The sequence below is a fragment of the Pseudomonas sp. AA-38 genome (assembly GCF_029457475.1).
In the GTDB taxonomy this organism is placed as follows: domain Bacteria; phylum Pseudomonadota; class Gammaproteobacteria; order Pseudomonadales; family Pseudomonadaceae; genus Aquipseudomonas.
Window position 1 is genome coordinate 3,101,237 of record NZ_CP120359.1, and the last position, 13,211, is coordinate 3,114,447.

Sequence of the window (13,211 nt, forward strand, 5' to 3'; positions counted from 1 at the left end):
TCACAATATCTTCAGACCAACGTCCCTGAGTCCGGGCATAATGACGCGGCTCGTGATTGTCAGAGACCCTTCATGCCGCGCCGCCTATTCAAACGCTACATGCCCTCGCCCGAAAGCATCAAGGCCAACAAGTCCCTGCGTTTTCTTGGCACGCTGATGCACGACCCCAATCTCTGGCACCTCAATCGCCACAGCGTGGCGCGCGCCATGGCCATCGGCCTGTTCTGGGCGATGATCCCCATGCCACTGCAAATGGTCGCGGCTGCCGCCGTGGCCATACCCTTGCGCGCCAACCTGCCGATTTCCATTGGCCTGGTCTGGCTGACCAACCCCATCACCATGCCGCCGGTGTTCTATTGCAGCTACAAGCTGGGTGCCTGGCTGAGCAATACACCGCCGATACGCATGCCCTCGCAGCTAAGCCTGGAATGGTTCACCGCCGAGCTGAGCACGCTATGGAAACCCCTGTACCTGGGTTCCTTCGTCACCGCCGTGGTACTGGCCCTGCTCGGCTACTGCCTGACCATGCTCTACTGGCGCTGGTGGGTACAGCGTAGCTGGCGCAAGCGCCAGCAGAGCAGGCAAAAGCAGCTATAAACGGCAAGCTTCAAGCGACAAGTAAAGCACCATCCACTTGCAGCTTGTGGCTTGCAGCTTGCCGCTTCACTCGTAGCGCAACGCCTCGGCTGGTTGTACCTGGGCCGCACGCCAGGAGGGATAGAGCGTGGCCAGGAAGCTGAGGATCAGCGCCGCCGAGCAGATCAGCGCCACGTCCAGCCATTGTAGATCCGACGGCAAGCTGTTGATGAAGTAGACGTCGGAGCTGAGCACCCGCTCACCGGCGAAAGACTCCAGCCAAGCCACCAGGGCGCTGACATTGAGTGCCGCGAGCACGCCCAGCACCGCGCCGATCAGGGTACCAACCAGGCCGATCACCGAACCCTGCACCATGAAGATGGCCATGATCTGCCGCGGCGTGGCGCCCAGGGTGCGCAGGATGGCGATGTCACCGCCCTTGTCGGACACCACCATGATCAGCGTGGCGATGATGTTGAAGGCCGCCACCGCGACGATCAGCAGCAGCAGCAGGCCGATCATGGTCTTCTCCATCTTCATCGCGCTGAACAGGCTGCCCTGGGTGTGCGTCCAGTCGTCGGCGCGGTAGCCGGCGCCCAGCTCGGCCACCAGGGCCTTGGACACCTGCGGCGCCTGGTATAGATCCTTCAGCGCCAGGCGGATGCCCGGCACCGTGCCCTCCGGCAGGCGCTGCATGGCGGCGGCATCGGCGACGTTGATCAGCGCCAGCGAACTGTCCAGCTCGGCCCCCACCTTGAAGATCGCCGCCACGTTCAGGCGCTGCATGCGTGGCGTGACGCCACCCGGGGCGTTGCTCAGTTCGGGGATGATCAGGGTCAGCTTGTCGCCCACCTGCAGGCCGAAGCGGCGCGCGGTGATGTCGCCGATGACCACGCCGAACTCACCAGGCTGCAGATTGTTCAGGCTGCCCTGGCGGATATGCTCGGGCAGGATCGACACCTTGGCCTCCTCGGCCGGGTCGATGCCATGAATCTGGATCGGCTGCATCACACCACGGTGCGAGAGCATGCCCTCCAACTCGGCATAAGGGGCCGCAGCCACGACCTGCGGGTTGGCCATGGCCTTGGCGGCCAGGGCACGCCAGTCGGCCACCGGCTCGGCCCCATAGAGCATGGCGTGCGGCACCATGCCGAGGATGCGCGTGCTCATTTCCTTCTGGAAACCATTCATCACCGACAGCACCACGATCATCGCCAGCACGCCAAGCGCCAGGCCGATCATCGAGGTCAGCGAAATGAAGGAGATGAAGTGATTACGGCGCTTGGCCCGCGTATAGCGGGTGCCGATGAACAGACTCAGCGGACGGAACATCAGATGGCCACCAGCTTGCCGTCCTGCAGGCTCAGCACGCGATCCATCTGCCGCGCTAGCTGCATGTCGTGGGTCACCACCAGAAAGGCGGTATTGGAATCCTGGCTGAGCTCGCGCATCAGCTCCTGGATGCCTTCGGCGGTGTGCTGGTCGAGGTTGCCGGTAGGCTCGTCGAGCAGTACCAGGCCCGGCCGGTTGACCAGGGCGCGGGCGATGGCCACGCGCTGACGCTCGCCACCGGACAGCTCGGCCGGCTTGTGATCGAGACGATGACCGAGGCCGACCCGCTGCAGCAACGCGGTGGCGCGCTCGCGCGCCTCAGGGATCGGCGTCTTGCCGATCAGCAGCGGCATGCAGGCATTTTCCAGGGCGGTGAATTCGGCCAGCAGATGGTGGAACTGGTAGACGAAGCCCAGTGCACGGTTGCGCAGCAGGCCACGGGCGGTTTCGCTGAGCGCGGAAAGCTGCTCGCCGGCCAGCCACACGCTGCCTTCGCTGGGCGTATCCAGGCCACCGAGCATGTTCAGCAAGGTGCTCTTGCCGGAGCCGGAGCTGCCGACGATGGCCACCCGCTCGCCCGGAAAGAGTTCCAGCTCCAGGCCGTCGAGCACCACCACCGACTCGGGGCCCTCGTCGTAACGCTTGCTCAGATTGCGGCAACTGAGCACGGCATTGTGCTGTTTCATGGCGTTCGGCTTCATGGATTCACTCATAACGCAGGGCCTCGGCGGGCTGGGTACGCGAAGCGCGCCAGGCGGGATACAGGGTGGCGAAGAAACTCAGGAACAAGGCGGCGCTGCAGACCATGATGACGTCGACGCTCTGCAGTTGCGACGGCAGGTAATCGATGAAGTACACGTCGGCATTGAGGAACTTGATCCCCAACAAGTGCTCGATGCTGGCGATCAGGGCGCTGACGTTGAGCGCGGCGAGAATGCCCAGCACGGCACCGATCAGGGTGCCGACCACGCCGATCACCGTGCCCTGTACCATGAAGATGGCCATGATCTGCCGTGGCGTGGCGCCCAGGGTACGCAGAATGGCGATATCGCCCTTCTTGTCGTTCACCACCATCACCAGGGTGGAGATGATATTGAAGGCGGCCACGGCGACGATCAGCAGCAGCAGCAGGCCGATCATGGTCTTCTCCATGCGGATGGCCTGGTACAGGTTGCCATGGGTGCGCGTCCAGTCGCGGGCGTAGAAGTCGCCATCCAGGCGCTGGGCGATTTCCCAGGCGGCACGCGGCGCCTGGAACAGGTCATCGAACTTCAGGCGCAGACCCTGCACCTGATCCGCCTGCCAGCGCTGCAGGCGCGCCAGGTCGCTGATGTTGGCCAGGGCCAGGCCACCGTCGATCTCGCCAGCACCGACATGGAAGATGCCGCGGATGGTGAAGCGCTTCAGACGCGGGAACATGCCGGCCGGGGTCACGGTGACCTCGGGGGCGACGAAGGTGACCTTGTCGCCGACCTTCACGCCCAGTTTGGCCGCGGCCTTGTCACCGATGATCATGGCGAACTCACCGGGCGCCAGGCTCGCCAGATCGCCCTGGCGCAGGAAGTCGTCGATGATCGACACCTTGTGCTCCTGCTCCGGGTCGATGGCGTTGATCAGCACCTTCTGCACCTTGCCCTCATGGGTCAGCAGGCCCTGCATCTGGGTGAAGGGCGCCACCGCCAGCACCCGTGGATTCTGCCTGACCTGGCGCTCCAGCGCCGGCCAGTCGCTCACCGGCGTGGCCGATTCGACCGTGGCATGCGGGATCATGCCCAGCACCCGGGTACGCATCTCGTGGTCGAAGCCATTCATCACCGACAGCACCAGGATCATCACCATCACCCCCAGGGCAAGGCCGAGCATGGAGGTCAGGGAAATGAAGGAAACGAAGTGGTTACGGCGTTTGGCTCGTGTGTAGCGCGTACCGATGAAGACGAACAGAGGTTTGAACATGTCGAGGAGGATTCGGGGGAAAGAGGAACGTCCTTGTGGCGGGGCCCGAGCAGCGGCCTTACACTCAGAACCAGTGCGAACCTGGCCCTGGCCGGATCGTCAACGAGTTCTCTGACCACCACTGCTGCCATGGGTTCGCCATGTCGACCAACGATGTAGATGATCGCCGCGAATACTACCGTATCGAGGATACGATCGCACTGGAATTCAACCTGCTTTCCGGTGCCGAAGCCCAGTCCAGCGACGTGCTTCACGATGCCTCTCCGCTGTTCAACCTGCTCAGCGACCTGCACCTGCTGGACTTCGAGTCGCAGCACCTGCTGCGCCATATCAGCGAGCGCGACCGCACCCTGGCCAACTACCTCAAGGTGATCAACAAGCGCATCGACCTGCTCGGCCAGGCCATGGCCCAGAGCCTGTTGCGTGACATCGGCTCGGCTCGGCGCGTGTCGCTGTCCGAGGGTGGTATCAGCTTCAACAACCTGAACCCCATCTCGCCCGGCAGCCATCTGGCAATCAAGATGGTGCTGATGCCGCAGGCACTCGGCCTGCTACTGCGCGCGCAGGTGGTGCACTGCAGCCAGCGCGCCGATGGCCAGTACGAGATCGGCACCGAGTTCGAGGCCTTGACCGACGCCCAGCGCCAGTTGCTGGCCCGCCACATTCTGCAGAAACAGGCGCTGGAACGGCGCCAGGCCCGCGAATGACCCCCACCGAGGACGCCCCAGCATGCATCGCCTCGTTCTGTTGATCGCCCTGCTCACATCCGGCGCGCTGTTCGCCGAAACCCTGACCATTCCCATCGGCAGCCAGGGGGCCGCTATCGACACGCAGAACCTGCCGCACAAGGGCGAATCGCAACGCTCGGTGCTGGAGCGTTTCGGCCTTGCCGACGAAGAACACGCGCCGGTCGGCAAGCCGCCGATCACGCGCTGGGACTACCGCGATTTCAGCGTCTATTTCGAGTACGAACACGTCATCGACAGCGTACGTCACCATCAGCCACGCCACCCCGCCAAGGAGCAACAGTGACCCTCATCTACGGCCATCGCGGCGCCAAGGGCGAAGCCCCGGAAAACACCCTGGTCAGCTTCCAGCGTTGCCTGGAGCACGGCGTCAAACGCTGTGAGCTGGATCTGCATCTCTCCCGTGACGGCGAGCTGATGGTGATTCATGACCCGACCCTCAAGCGCACCACTGGCCAGCGCGGCAAGGTGGTCGAGCACGACGCCGCCGAGCTGGAAGGCTACGACGCCCGCCAAGGCGGCCCCGGCTGGGTACGCCCCTGCCCCATTCCGCGCCTGCGCACGCTGTTCGAGCAATGCCCCTTCGAGCATTGGCAACTGGAGGTGAAAAGCGCCTCGAAAGTCCGCGCGGCGCGCACCGTGCTGGCCATTGCCGAACTGGCCGAACAGCACGGCCTGAAGGAGCGCATCACCATCACCTCCAGCTCGCGTGAGGTGCTCAAGGCCGCGCGCGAACTGACGCCGCACCTGCAACTGGGCCTGGTCGCCGAATACGCCTGGCTCGACCCGCTCAAAGTGGCAGCGCACTATGACTGCCACCTGCTGGCGCTGAACTGGACGCTGTGCACTCCCGAGCGCCTGCTCAAGGCGCAGAAGCAAGGGCTGCACGTCTCGGTATGGACAGTCAACGAACCCGCCCTGATGCGCCGCCTGGCCGACTTCGGCGTCGACAGCATAATTACCGACTTCCCTGGCCTGGCGGTGCAGACACTGGGCGGTTGAACCTCGTAGGGTGCGCTATGCGCACCAGCACCCCGCTCGTAGCCTGACACTAGCGAGCTAGCAGCTCGACTCCGTCGATAGCCGTGGTGCGCGCAGCGCACCCTACGAACTGGGTGCAGTCACGTAGCCCGGATGCAATCCGGGGATGCCTGCACCCAAACTCCCGGATTGCATCCGGGCTACGAATACAGCGCCCCATAACGACAAAACCGGCACGAGGCCGGTTTTGTCGTTGTTGCCGCCTGAGACGCTAGAAGCTCTCCCGATTCGGCCAGCGCCAGTCGCAAGCCTGCTCCCAGCCTACCTCCCCGACCGGCTCAGGCCGCCGGCCGGAGCCGCTCAAAAAAGCCGGTTGAGGCCGTCGAACGCCGCCACCCGATAGGCCTCGGCCATGGTCGGGTAGTTGAAGGTGGTGTTGATGAAGTACTTGACCGTGTTGGCCTCGCCCTTCTGGTTCATGATCGCCTGGCCGATGTGCACGATCTCCGACGCCTGATAGCCGAAGCAGTGCACGCCGAGCACTTCCAGGGTCTCGCGATGGAAGAGGATCTTCAGCATGCCCACCGGCTCCACCGAGATCTGCGCACGGGCCATGCCCTTGAAGAAGGCCTTGCCCACTTCATAGGGCACCTTGGCCTGGGTCAGCTCACGCTCGGTCTTGCCGATGGAGCTGATCTCGGGGATGGTGTAGATGCCGGTGGGCACGTCATCGACGAAGCGCCAGCTACCGTTGTCGACGATGCTGCCGGCAGCGGAACGGCCCTGGTCGGAGGCGGCACTGGCCAGGCTCGGCCAGCCGATCACGTCACCGGCGGCGTAAACGTTGCTGACCTCGGTGCGGTAGAACTCGTCCACCTGGATCTGGCCACGGCTGTTGACCGCGATACCGATGTTCTCCAGGCCCAGCTTGTCGGTGTTGCCGGTACGGCCGTTACACCACAGCAGCGCATCGGCCTTGATCTTCTTGCCGGACTTGAGGTGCAGGATGACACCGTTCTCCAGCCCCTCGATGCGCTCGTACTCCTCGTTGTGACGGATCAGCACGTTGTTGTTGCGCAGGTGATAGCTGAGCGCATCGGAGATTTCGTCGTCGAGGAAGCTGAGCAACTGATCGCGGTTGTCGATCAGATCCACCAGCACCCCCAAACCACTGAAGATCGAGGCGTACTCGCTGCCGATCACCCCGGCGCCGTAGATGATCAGGCGGCGTGGCGTGTGGCCGAGGCTGAGGATGGTGTCGCTGTCGTAGATGCGCGGGTGGGTGAAGTCGACATCGGCCGGGCGATAGGGGCGCGAGCCAGTGGCGATGACGAACTGCTTGGCCACCAGTTTTTCCACCACGCCATTGAGGCAGACCACTTCCACCGTCTGCTCGTCGGCGAAACTGGCGGTGCCGAAATAGGTGTCGATGCGATTGCGCGCGTAGTAGCCCGTGCGCGAAGTGACCTGCTTGGCGATGACCTTCTCGGCGCTCTTGAGTACGTCGGGGAAGGAGAACCAGCGCGGCTCGCCGATCTGGCGAAACATCGGGTTGGTGTTGAACTGCATGATCTGCCGCACCGAGTGGCGCAGCGCCTTGGACGGGATGGTGCCCAGGTGGGTGCAGTTGCCGCCGACCAGCGGACGGTTGTCCACCACGGCCACCTTGCGCCCGGCCTTGGCCGCGTTCATCGCCGCGCCCTCGCCCGCCGGGCCCGAGCCCAGCACCACCACATCGTAGTTGTAGACCGCCATGTTTACTCCTTCAGATCAGGCCGGAGCGCTTGTGGCGCACCCTCGGCAGGGCCGGCCCCGGATAGTGGGGCAGGCTATCGTTCAATGCTTCGCTAGCGCTCAGCGTTTGCTGGCGTCGTAGGCGAGGTCGGTACGCGGCGCTTCGCCCTTGTCGCGGTTGACCTCTTCGCACTTCTCGCGGCTGCCACCACAGATCGAGCACTCCTTCTCGATGCCCAGGTTGGCGATGCCACCGCAAGAACCGGCGATGGGTTTGCGCCCCATGATCACGCCAATGGCCATCATGCCGACGACCAGGATCATGGCCAGAAATGCCACCAGAAAAGTCATTGCTCATCTCCCGCAGCGAATAGCTGCTCGAATCGGCTCGTGCCTTGTGTGACGAAGCCCTTGTCCTCCCGCGTCACGAAGAACGCGGCAATCCCGTTACGCTCGGCGAAGGCCATGCCGGCCTCCGGCCCGAGCACCATCAACAGAGTAGACAAGCCATCGGCGCGCAAGGTCGATGGATCGGCCACGGTGACAGCCGCCAGCTTGTGGCGCACGGGACGCCCGCTCAAGGCGTCGAAGGTGTGCGAGTAACGCTGACCATTCTCCTCGAAATAGTTGCGGTAATCACCCGAAGTGGAAATACCGTAGCCATCGAGTTGCAGAATGCGCTGCGCCACACGCTGGTCGTCGCGCGGTGCTTCCAGGCCGATACGCCAGTGCTTGCCATCGGGCTTGAGGCCAGCGGCCTTGAGCTCACCCGTGGCCTCCACCAGGTAGCTGGTGACACCCAGCTCGCCGAGACGGGCGACGATGCGATCCACCGCATAGCCAGCAGCGATGCTGTTGAAGTCGACCTGCACGTCGGCGTCCTTGCACAGTTGCTCACCTTCGATATGCAGGTGCTGCTGGCCGACACGCTGGCGCACCTCGGCCAGTTGCTCGGCGCTCGGCACCGCCTCGCCCTTGCCGCGCGGGCCGAAGCCCCAGAGGTCGAGCAAGGGTTCGAGGGTCAGGTCGAAGGCCCCCTGGCTTTCCTCGTGCAGGCGATTGCCGGCTCGTACCAGTTCCAGCACGCCCTCGGGCATGGCCTGGCAGATGCCGGCCGGCGCCTGGTTGAAGCGCTCGATCAGCGAGTCATCCCGGTAGGTGGACATCTGCTGGTCGATCTCGGCGAGGATCGCCTCGGTGGCCGCCTTGAGCTCGGCCTGCGGCGCCACGCCTTCGCTGCGCACGTACTTGACCGAATAGGTGCTGCCCATGGTCGGGCCGCCGAACTCTTCGATCCGCTCAGAATGCAAGCAGCCCGTTAGGGCTGCCGCCAGGGCGACAGCGATAACGGGCTGAAATACAGCAGACTTCACGCTTAACCGCCGAAGTCGTCGAGGAGGATGTTCTCCGGCTCGACACCCAGGTCGGTGAGCATCTTGATCACCGCGGCGTTCATCATGGGTGGGCCACACATGTAGAACTCGCAATCCTCGGGGGCCTTGTGGGTCTTGAGGTAGTTCTCGTACAGCACGTTGTGGATGAAGCCTTTGAGACCGGTCCAGTTGTCTTCCGGCAGCGGGTCGGACAGCGCCAGGTGCCACTGGAAGTTCGGGTTCTCGGCCTGCAGCTGATCGTACTCCTCGACATAGAAGGCCTCGCGCAGCGAGCGCGCGCCATACCAGAAGCTGATCTTGCGCTGGGACTTGAGGCGCTTGAGCTGGTCGAAGATGTGCGAACGCATCGGCGCCATGCCGGCACCACCGCCGATGAAGACCATCTCGGCATCGGTGTCCTTGGCGAAGAACTCACCGAAGGGCCCGTACACGGTGACCTTGTCGCCCGGCTTGAGGCTGAACACCCAGGACGACATCTTGCCCGGCGGCAGGTGATCCTTGCCCGGCGGTGGCGAGGCGATACGGATGTTGAATTTGACGATGCCCTGCTCTTCCGGGTAGTTGGCCATGGAGTAGGCACGGATGGTGGTTTCATCCACCTTGGACACGTACTTCCACTGGTCGAACTTGTCCCAGTCGCCACGGTACTCGGGCTGGATGTCGAAGTCCTTGTAATGCACGGTGTGCGGCGGGCATTCCAGCTGCACGTAACCACCGGCGCGGAAGTTGACGTTCTCACCCTCGGGCAGACGCAGGGTCAGCTCCTTGATGAAGGTGGCCACGTTGGGGTTGGACTCGACGGTGCACTCCCACTTTTTCACGCCGAAGACTTCTTCCGGCACCTCGATCTTCATGTCCTGCTTGACCGCGGTCTGGCAGGACAGGCGCCAGCCCTCGCGAGCTTCTCGCTTGGTGAAGTGCGACTCTTCGGTGGAGAGCATCTCGCCGCCGCCGGATTCGACGATGCACTTGCACTGGGCGCAAGTGCCACCGCCGCCACAGGCCGAGGACAGGAAGATGTTGTTGGCGGCCAGGGTCTGCAGCAGCTTGCCGCCGGCCGGTACCACGATGGTTTTTTCGCCATTGATCTCGATGCTCACGTCACCGCTGGAGACCAGCTTGGCGCGCGCAGCGAGAATGATCAGCACCAGCGCGAGCACGATGGCGGTGAACATGCCGATGGCGAGGAAGATTTCATAATTCATCTGTTCATCCTTTCCTTACAGCTGCACGCCGGAGAAGGACATGAAGCCCAGCGACATCAGACCAATGGTGATGAAGGTGATGCCCAGCCCCTGCAGGCCAGCCGGCACGTCGCTGTACTTGAGCTTCTCGCGAATGCCCGCCAGCGCAGCAATGGCCAGCGCCCAGGAGAGACCCGAGCCGAAGCCGTACACGGTGCTTTCCGCCAGGTTGTAGTCACGCTCGACCATGAACAGGGTGCCACCCATGATGGCGCAGTTCACGGTGATCAGCGGCAGGAACACGCCGAGGGCGTTGTACAGCGCCGGGACGTACTTATCCAGCAGCATCTCGAGGATCTGCACGATGGCGGCGATCACACCGATATAGCTGAGCAAGCCGAGGAAGCTCAGGTCGACCTGTGGCAGGCCGGCCCAGGCCAACGCGCCGTCCTTGAGCAGGTAGGTGTAGATCAGGTTGTTCGCCGGAACGGTGATGACCTGAACCACGACCACGGCGATACCCAGGCCGATCGCGGTCTCCACCTTCTTGGAGATGGCGATGAAGGTACACATGCCGAGGAAGAAGGCCAGGGCCATGTTCTCGACGAACACCGCCTTGGCCAGCAGGCTGAGATAGTGCTCCATTAGTAGGCCTCCTTGTTGGACACCTGAGGCGCCATCTTGTAGCTCGGTTTCTCGACCTGATCCTTCTTCCAGCTACGCAGCGCCCAGATGAACAGACCAATCAGGAAGAACGCGGACGGTGGCAGCAACAGCATGCCATTGGGCTGGTACCAGCCGCCGTCGTTGACCACCGAGAACACCTCGTAGCCCATCAGCTTGCCAGCACCGAACAGCTCACGGATCACGCCCAGGGCGATCAGCATGGCGCTGTAGCCCAGGCCGTTACCGATACCGTCGAAGAACGACAGCACCGGCGGGTTCTGCATGGCGAAGGCTTCTGCGCGGCCCATCACGATGCAGTTGGTGATGATCAGCCCGACGAACACCGACAACTGCTTGGACAGGCTGAAGGCATAGGCCTTGAGCACCTGATCCACCACGATCACCAAGGATGCGATGATCACCATTTGTACGATCATGCGGATGGAGCTGGGGATCTGGCTGCGAATCATCGAGATGAACAGGTTGGAGAAGGCCGTTACCAACGTCAGGGCAACGGACATCACCAGCGCGGTCTTCAGGTTCGAGGTGACCGCCAGGGCCGAGCAGATCCCGAGGATCTGCAGGCCGATGGGGTTGTTGTTGAATACCGGGTTGAGCAGGACTTCTTTGATAGTCGGCTGCGACATGATCAGGCCTCCCCTTCACGCAGGTTAGCGATAAACGGACCGAAGCCGTTCTGGCCGAGCCAGAACTGCAGCAGGTGACTGACACCGTTGCTGGTCAGGGTCGCACCAGCCAGGGCATCGACCTGATGCGCGGCTTGCGGGCTTTGCGGATCGACACCGCCTTTGACCACTTTCACCGCCAGTTTGCCGTTCTCGTCGAACAGCGTCTTGCCCGGCCATTGGCCCTTCCATTTCGGGTTGTCCACCTCGCCGCCGAGACCAGGGGTCTCGCCATGCTGGTAGAAGCCCATGCCGACCACGGTGTTGAGATCACCCTTGATGGCGATGAAGCCGTACAGGGTCGACCACAGACCATAGCCGCGTACCGGCAGGATAAGGGTTTGCACCTGACCGTCCTTCTCCACCATGTACACGGTGCTGTAACGCTCGAGGCGCTTGATCCCGGCGATATCCTTGCTGCCCGGCAGCGCGGTGGAGAGCTTGGGATCCTTGGCCGCCTTCAGCGGATCGAAGGTCAGCGGGTCATAAGCATCGGAAAACTTGCCCGTTTCCAGATCCACCAGCTTGGCGGTGATGGTGCTGTCGAACACCTCTTTCACCTTGGCCGAGGACATGCCCGGCTGCCCCAGGCCGGCGATGGCGAGGATGCTGCGCTGCTTGTCCAGCAGACGATTCTCCACCTGGGTCGGCTTCAGTGCGATGGCGGCGCCGGCGACGAACACCGAGCACACCAGGCACACCAGCACGGCCACCGTCAGCGTGCGGACGGTGGATTCTTTTTGACTAGACATTACGTGCCAGCCTCCGCTTGATATTGGCTTGAACGACGAAGTGGTCGATCAGCGGTGCGAACAGGTTGGCGAGCAGAATCGCCAGCATCATGCCCTCGGGGAAGGCCGGGTTGACCACACGGATCAGCACCACCATCACGCCGATCAGGGCGCCGAAGATCCACTTGCCGGTATTGGTCATGGAAGCCGACACCGGGTCGGTGGCCATGAAGAACATGCCGAAGGCGAAGCCGCCCACCACCAGATGCCAGTACCAGGGCATGGCGAACATCGGATTGGTGCTCGAACCGATGGCGTTGAGCAGCAGGCTGAAGCCGATCATGCCCAACATCACACCGACGACGATGCGCCAGGCCGCGATGCGGGTCAGCAGCAGGATCAGACCGCCGATGGCGATGGCCAGGGTGCTGGTCTCCCCCATCGAACCATGAATGGTGCCGACGAAGGCGTCCATCCAGGTGATGCCGTGGTTGATCACGTTGTCGATGCCGCCGGAAGCCGCCAGGCTCAGCGAGGTGGCGCCGGCGAAGCCGTCGACCGCCGTCCACACCGCGTCACCGGACATCTGCGCCGGGTAGGCGAAGAACAGGAAGGCGCGTCCGGTCAGCGCCGGGTTGAGGAAGTTCTTGCCGGTACCGCCGAACACTTCCTTGCCGATCACCACGCCGAAGCTGATGCCCAGGGCCACCTGCCACAGCGGAATGCTCGGCGGCAGGATCAGGGCGAACAGCACGGAGGTGACGAAGAAGCCTTCGTTGACCTCATGCTTGCGGATCGAAGCGAACAGCACTTCCCAGAAGCCGCCGACGATGAAGGTCACCGCGTAGACCGGCAGGAAGTAGGCTGCACCCTGGATGAAGTTGTCCCACAGGCTGTTCGGGTCGAAACCGGCCAGCGAGCCGATCAGGGCGAAGCGCCAGCCTTCCTGAGCGGCCAGCAGCTCGGGGCTCTGGGCGAAGATCAGGTTGGCCTGGTAGCCGGTGTTCCACATGCCGAAGAACATGGCCGGGAAGGTGCACAGCCACACGGTGATCATCATGCGCTTGAGGTCGATGCCATCACGCACGTGAGCGGTGGTCTTGGTCACGCTGCCAGGACGATAGAAGAAGGTATCGATCGCCTCGTACAGGGCGTACCACTTCTCGTACTTGCCGCCCTTCTCGAAGTTGTGCTCGATCTTGTCGAGGAATGCACGAATGCCCACGGA

At 63.1% G+C, this 13,211-nt stretch carries 15 protein-coding genes; 4 read left to right on the forward strand and 11 right to left on the reverse strand.

Features of this window, described 5'->3' with window-relative positions; genetic code table 11:
• Window positions 1-72: 72 nt before the first annotated feature.
• On the forward strand, window positions 73-597 hold the full coding sequence (locus tag PVE35_RS14205) for a DUF2062 domain-containing protein (RefSeq protein WP_268183152.1): 525 nt from the start codon (window positions 73-75) through the stop codon (window positions 595-597).
• 66 nt (window positions 598-663) lie between these two features.
• On the opposite strand, the gene PVE35_RS14210 is transcribed toward PVE35_RS14205, so the two are convergent.
• Genes PVE35_RS14210 through PVE35_RS14220 form a run of 3 tightly spaced genes read right to left on the reverse strand, consistent with a single transcriptional unit; the run spans window position 664 to window position 3,861 of the window.
• Complete coding sequence (locus tag PVE35_RS14210; RefSeq protein ID WP_268183150.1) at window positions 664-1,908, reverse strand: lipoprotein-releasing ABC transporter permease subunit; 1,245 nt, start codon at window positions 1,906-1,908, stop codon at window positions 664-666.
• Complete coding sequence (lolD, locus tag PVE35_RS14215) at window positions 1,908-2,594, reverse strand: lipoprotein-releasing ABC transporter ATP-binding protein LolD (RefSeq protein ID WP_268184257.1); 687 nt, start codon at window positions 2,592-2,594, stop codon at window positions 1,908-1,910. Before lolD ends, PVE35_RS14210 begins: the two co-directional genes overlap by 1 nt.
• A gap of 19 nt (window positions 2,595-2,613) precedes the next feature.
• Window positions 2,614-3,861, reverse strand: a complete 1,248-nt coding sequence (locus PVE35_RS14220; RefSeq protein ID WP_268183148.1) for a lipoprotein-releasing ABC transporter permease subunit — start codon at window positions 3,859-3,861, stop codon at window positions 2,614-2,616.
• Window positions 3,862-4,001: 140 nt separating this feature from the next.
• Between PVE35_RS14220 and PVE35_RS14225 the strand changes: the two genes are divergently transcribed.
• The 3 genes from PVE35_RS14225 to PVE35_RS14235 are packed head-to-tail and all read left to right on the forward strand — an operon-like array spanning window position 4,002 to window position 5,609.
• Window positions 4,002-4,568 carry a PilZ domain-containing protein gene (locus PVE35_RS14225; protein WP_268183146.1) on the forward strand — a complete coding sequence of 189 codons (567 nt, stop codon included), beginning with the start codon at window positions 4,002-4,004 and terminating at the stop codon, window positions 4,566-4,568.
• A 22-nt stretch (window positions 4,569-4,590) separates the two neighbouring features.
• On the forward strand, window positions 4,591-4,893 hold the full coding sequence (locus PVE35_RS14230; protein ID WP_277372172.1) for a phosphodiesterase: 303 nt from the start codon (window positions 4,591-4,593) through the stop codon (window positions 4,891-4,893).
• The gene (locus tag PVE35_RS14235) at window positions 4,890-5,609 is read left to right on the forward strand and encodes a glycerophosphodiester phosphodiesterase family protein (protein ID WP_277372173.1); all 720 of its coding nucleotides are present in this window, start codon (window positions 4,890-4,892) and stop codon (window positions 5,607-5,609) included. Before PVE35_RS14230 ends, PVE35_RS14235 begins: the two co-directional genes overlap by 4 nt.
• Before the next feature lie 339 nt (window positions 5,610-5,948).
• Here PVE35_RS14235 and sthA read toward each other — a convergent pair whose 3' ends face one another.
• The 8 genes from sthA to PVE35_RS14275 all read right to left on the reverse strand — a co-directional run bounded on the left by sthA (window position 5,949) and on the right by PVE35_RS14275 (window position 13,208).
• Window positions 5,949-7,343, reverse strand: a complete 1,395-nt coding sequence (sthA, locus tag PVE35_RS14240; RefSeq protein ID WP_268183142.1) for a Si-specific NAD(P)(+) transhydrogenase — start codon at window positions 7,341-7,343, stop codon at window positions 5,949-5,951.
• Window positions 7,344-7,442: 99 nt separating this feature from the next.
• Entirely contained in the window at window positions 7,443-7,673 is a 231-nt protein-coding gene (gene nqrM, locus PVE35_RS14245; RefSeq protein ID WP_268183140.1) for a (Na+)-NQR maturation NqrM, read from the reverse strand.
• Window positions 7,670-8,593, reverse strand: coding sequence for an FAD:protein FMN transferase (locus tag PVE35_RS14250; RefSeq protein ID WP_277372174.1), 924 nt, complete (start codon window positions 8,591-8,593; stop codon window positions 7,670-7,672). Before PVE35_RS14250 ends, nqrM begins: the two co-directional genes overlap by 4 nt.
• Before the next feature lie 104 nt (window positions 8,594-8,697).
• Window positions 8,698-9,921: an NADH:ubiquinone reductase (Na(+)-transporting) subunit F gene (gene nqrF / locus PVE35_RS14255; protein WP_268183137.1), complete on the reverse strand. Its 1,224-nt coding sequence runs from the start codon at window positions 9,919-9,921 to the stop codon at window positions 8,698-8,700.
• 15 nt (window positions 9,922-9,936) lie between these two features.
• On the reverse strand, window positions 9,937-10,545 hold the full coding sequence (nqrE, locus tag PVE35_RS14260) for an NADH:ubiquinone reductase (Na(+)-transporting) subunit E (protein WP_268183135.1): 609 nt from the start codon (window positions 10,543-10,545) through the stop codon (window positions 9,937-9,939).
• Window positions 10,545-11,219, reverse strand: coding sequence for an NADH:ubiquinone reductase (Na(+)-transporting) subunit D (locus PVE35_RS14265; RefSeq protein WP_268184253.1), 675 nt, complete (start codon window positions 11,217-11,219; stop codon window positions 10,545-10,547). The genes nqrE and PVE35_RS14265 overlap by 1 nt, the downstream gene beginning before the upstream one ends.
• On the reverse strand, window positions 11,216-12,004 hold the full coding sequence (locus PVE35_RS14270; protein WP_268183133.1) for a Na(+)-translocating NADH-quinone reductase subunit C: 789 nt from the start codon (window positions 12,002-12,004) through the stop codon (window positions 11,216-11,218). Before PVE35_RS14270 ends, PVE35_RS14265 begins: the two co-directional genes overlap by 4 nt.
• Entirely contained in the window at window positions 11,997-13,208 is a 1,212-nt protein-coding gene (locus tag PVE35_RS14275) for an NADH:ubiquinone reductase (Na(+)-transporting) subunit B (RefSeq protein ID WP_268183131.1), read from the reverse strand. Before PVE35_RS14275 ends, PVE35_RS14270 begins: the two co-directional genes overlap by 8 nt.
• Between the last annotated feature and the right edge of the window lie 3 nt (window positions 13,209-13,211).

Coding starts and splice junctions, on each gene's coding strand:
- PVE35_RS14220 (WP_268183148.1), bottom strand. CDS start 3,861: ATGTTCAAACCTCTGTTCGTCTTCATCGGTACGCGCTACACACGAGCC.
- PVE35_RS14230 (WP_277372172.1), top strand. CDS start 4,591: ATGCATCGCCTCGTTCTGTTGATCGCCCTGCTCACATCCGGCGCGCTG.
- lolD (WP_268184257.1), bottom strand. CDS start 2,594: ATGAAACAGCACAATGCCGTGCTCAGTTGCCGCAATCTGAGCAAGCGT.
- PVE35_RS14210 (WP_268183150.1), bottom strand. CDS start 1,908: ATGTTCCGTCCGCTGAGTCTGTTCATCGGCACCCGCTATACGCGGGCC.
- nqrE (WP_268183135.1), bottom strand. CDS start 10,545: ATGGAGCACTATCTCAGCCTGCTGGCCAAGGCGGTGTTCGTCGAGAAC.
- PVE35_RS14250 (WP_277372174.1), bottom strand. CDS start 8,593: ATGGGCAGCACCTATTCGGTCAAGTACGTGCGCAGCGAAGGCGTGGCG.
- PVE35_RS14270 (WP_268183133.1), bottom strand. CDS start 12,004: ATGTCTAGTCAAAAAGAATCCACCGTCCGCACGCTGACGGTGGCCGTG.
- nqrM (WP_268183140.1), bottom strand. CDS start 7,673: ATGACTTTTCTGGTGGCATTTCTGGCCATGATCCTGGTCGTCGGCATG.
- sthA (WP_268183142.1), bottom strand. CDS start 7,343: ATGGCGGTCTACAACTACGATGTGGTGGTGCTGGGCTCGGGCCCGGCG.
- PVE35_RS14225 (WP_268183146.1), top strand. CDS start 4,002: ATGTCGACCAACGATGTAGATGATCGCCGCGAATACTACCGTATCGAG.
- nqrF (WP_268183137.1), bottom strand. CDS start 9,921: ATGAATTATGAAATCTTCCTCGCCATCGGCATGTTCACCGCCATCGTG.
- PVE35_RS14205 (WP_268183152.1), top strand. CDS start 73: ATGCCGCGCCGCCTATTCAAACGCTACATGCCCTCGCCCGAAAGCATC.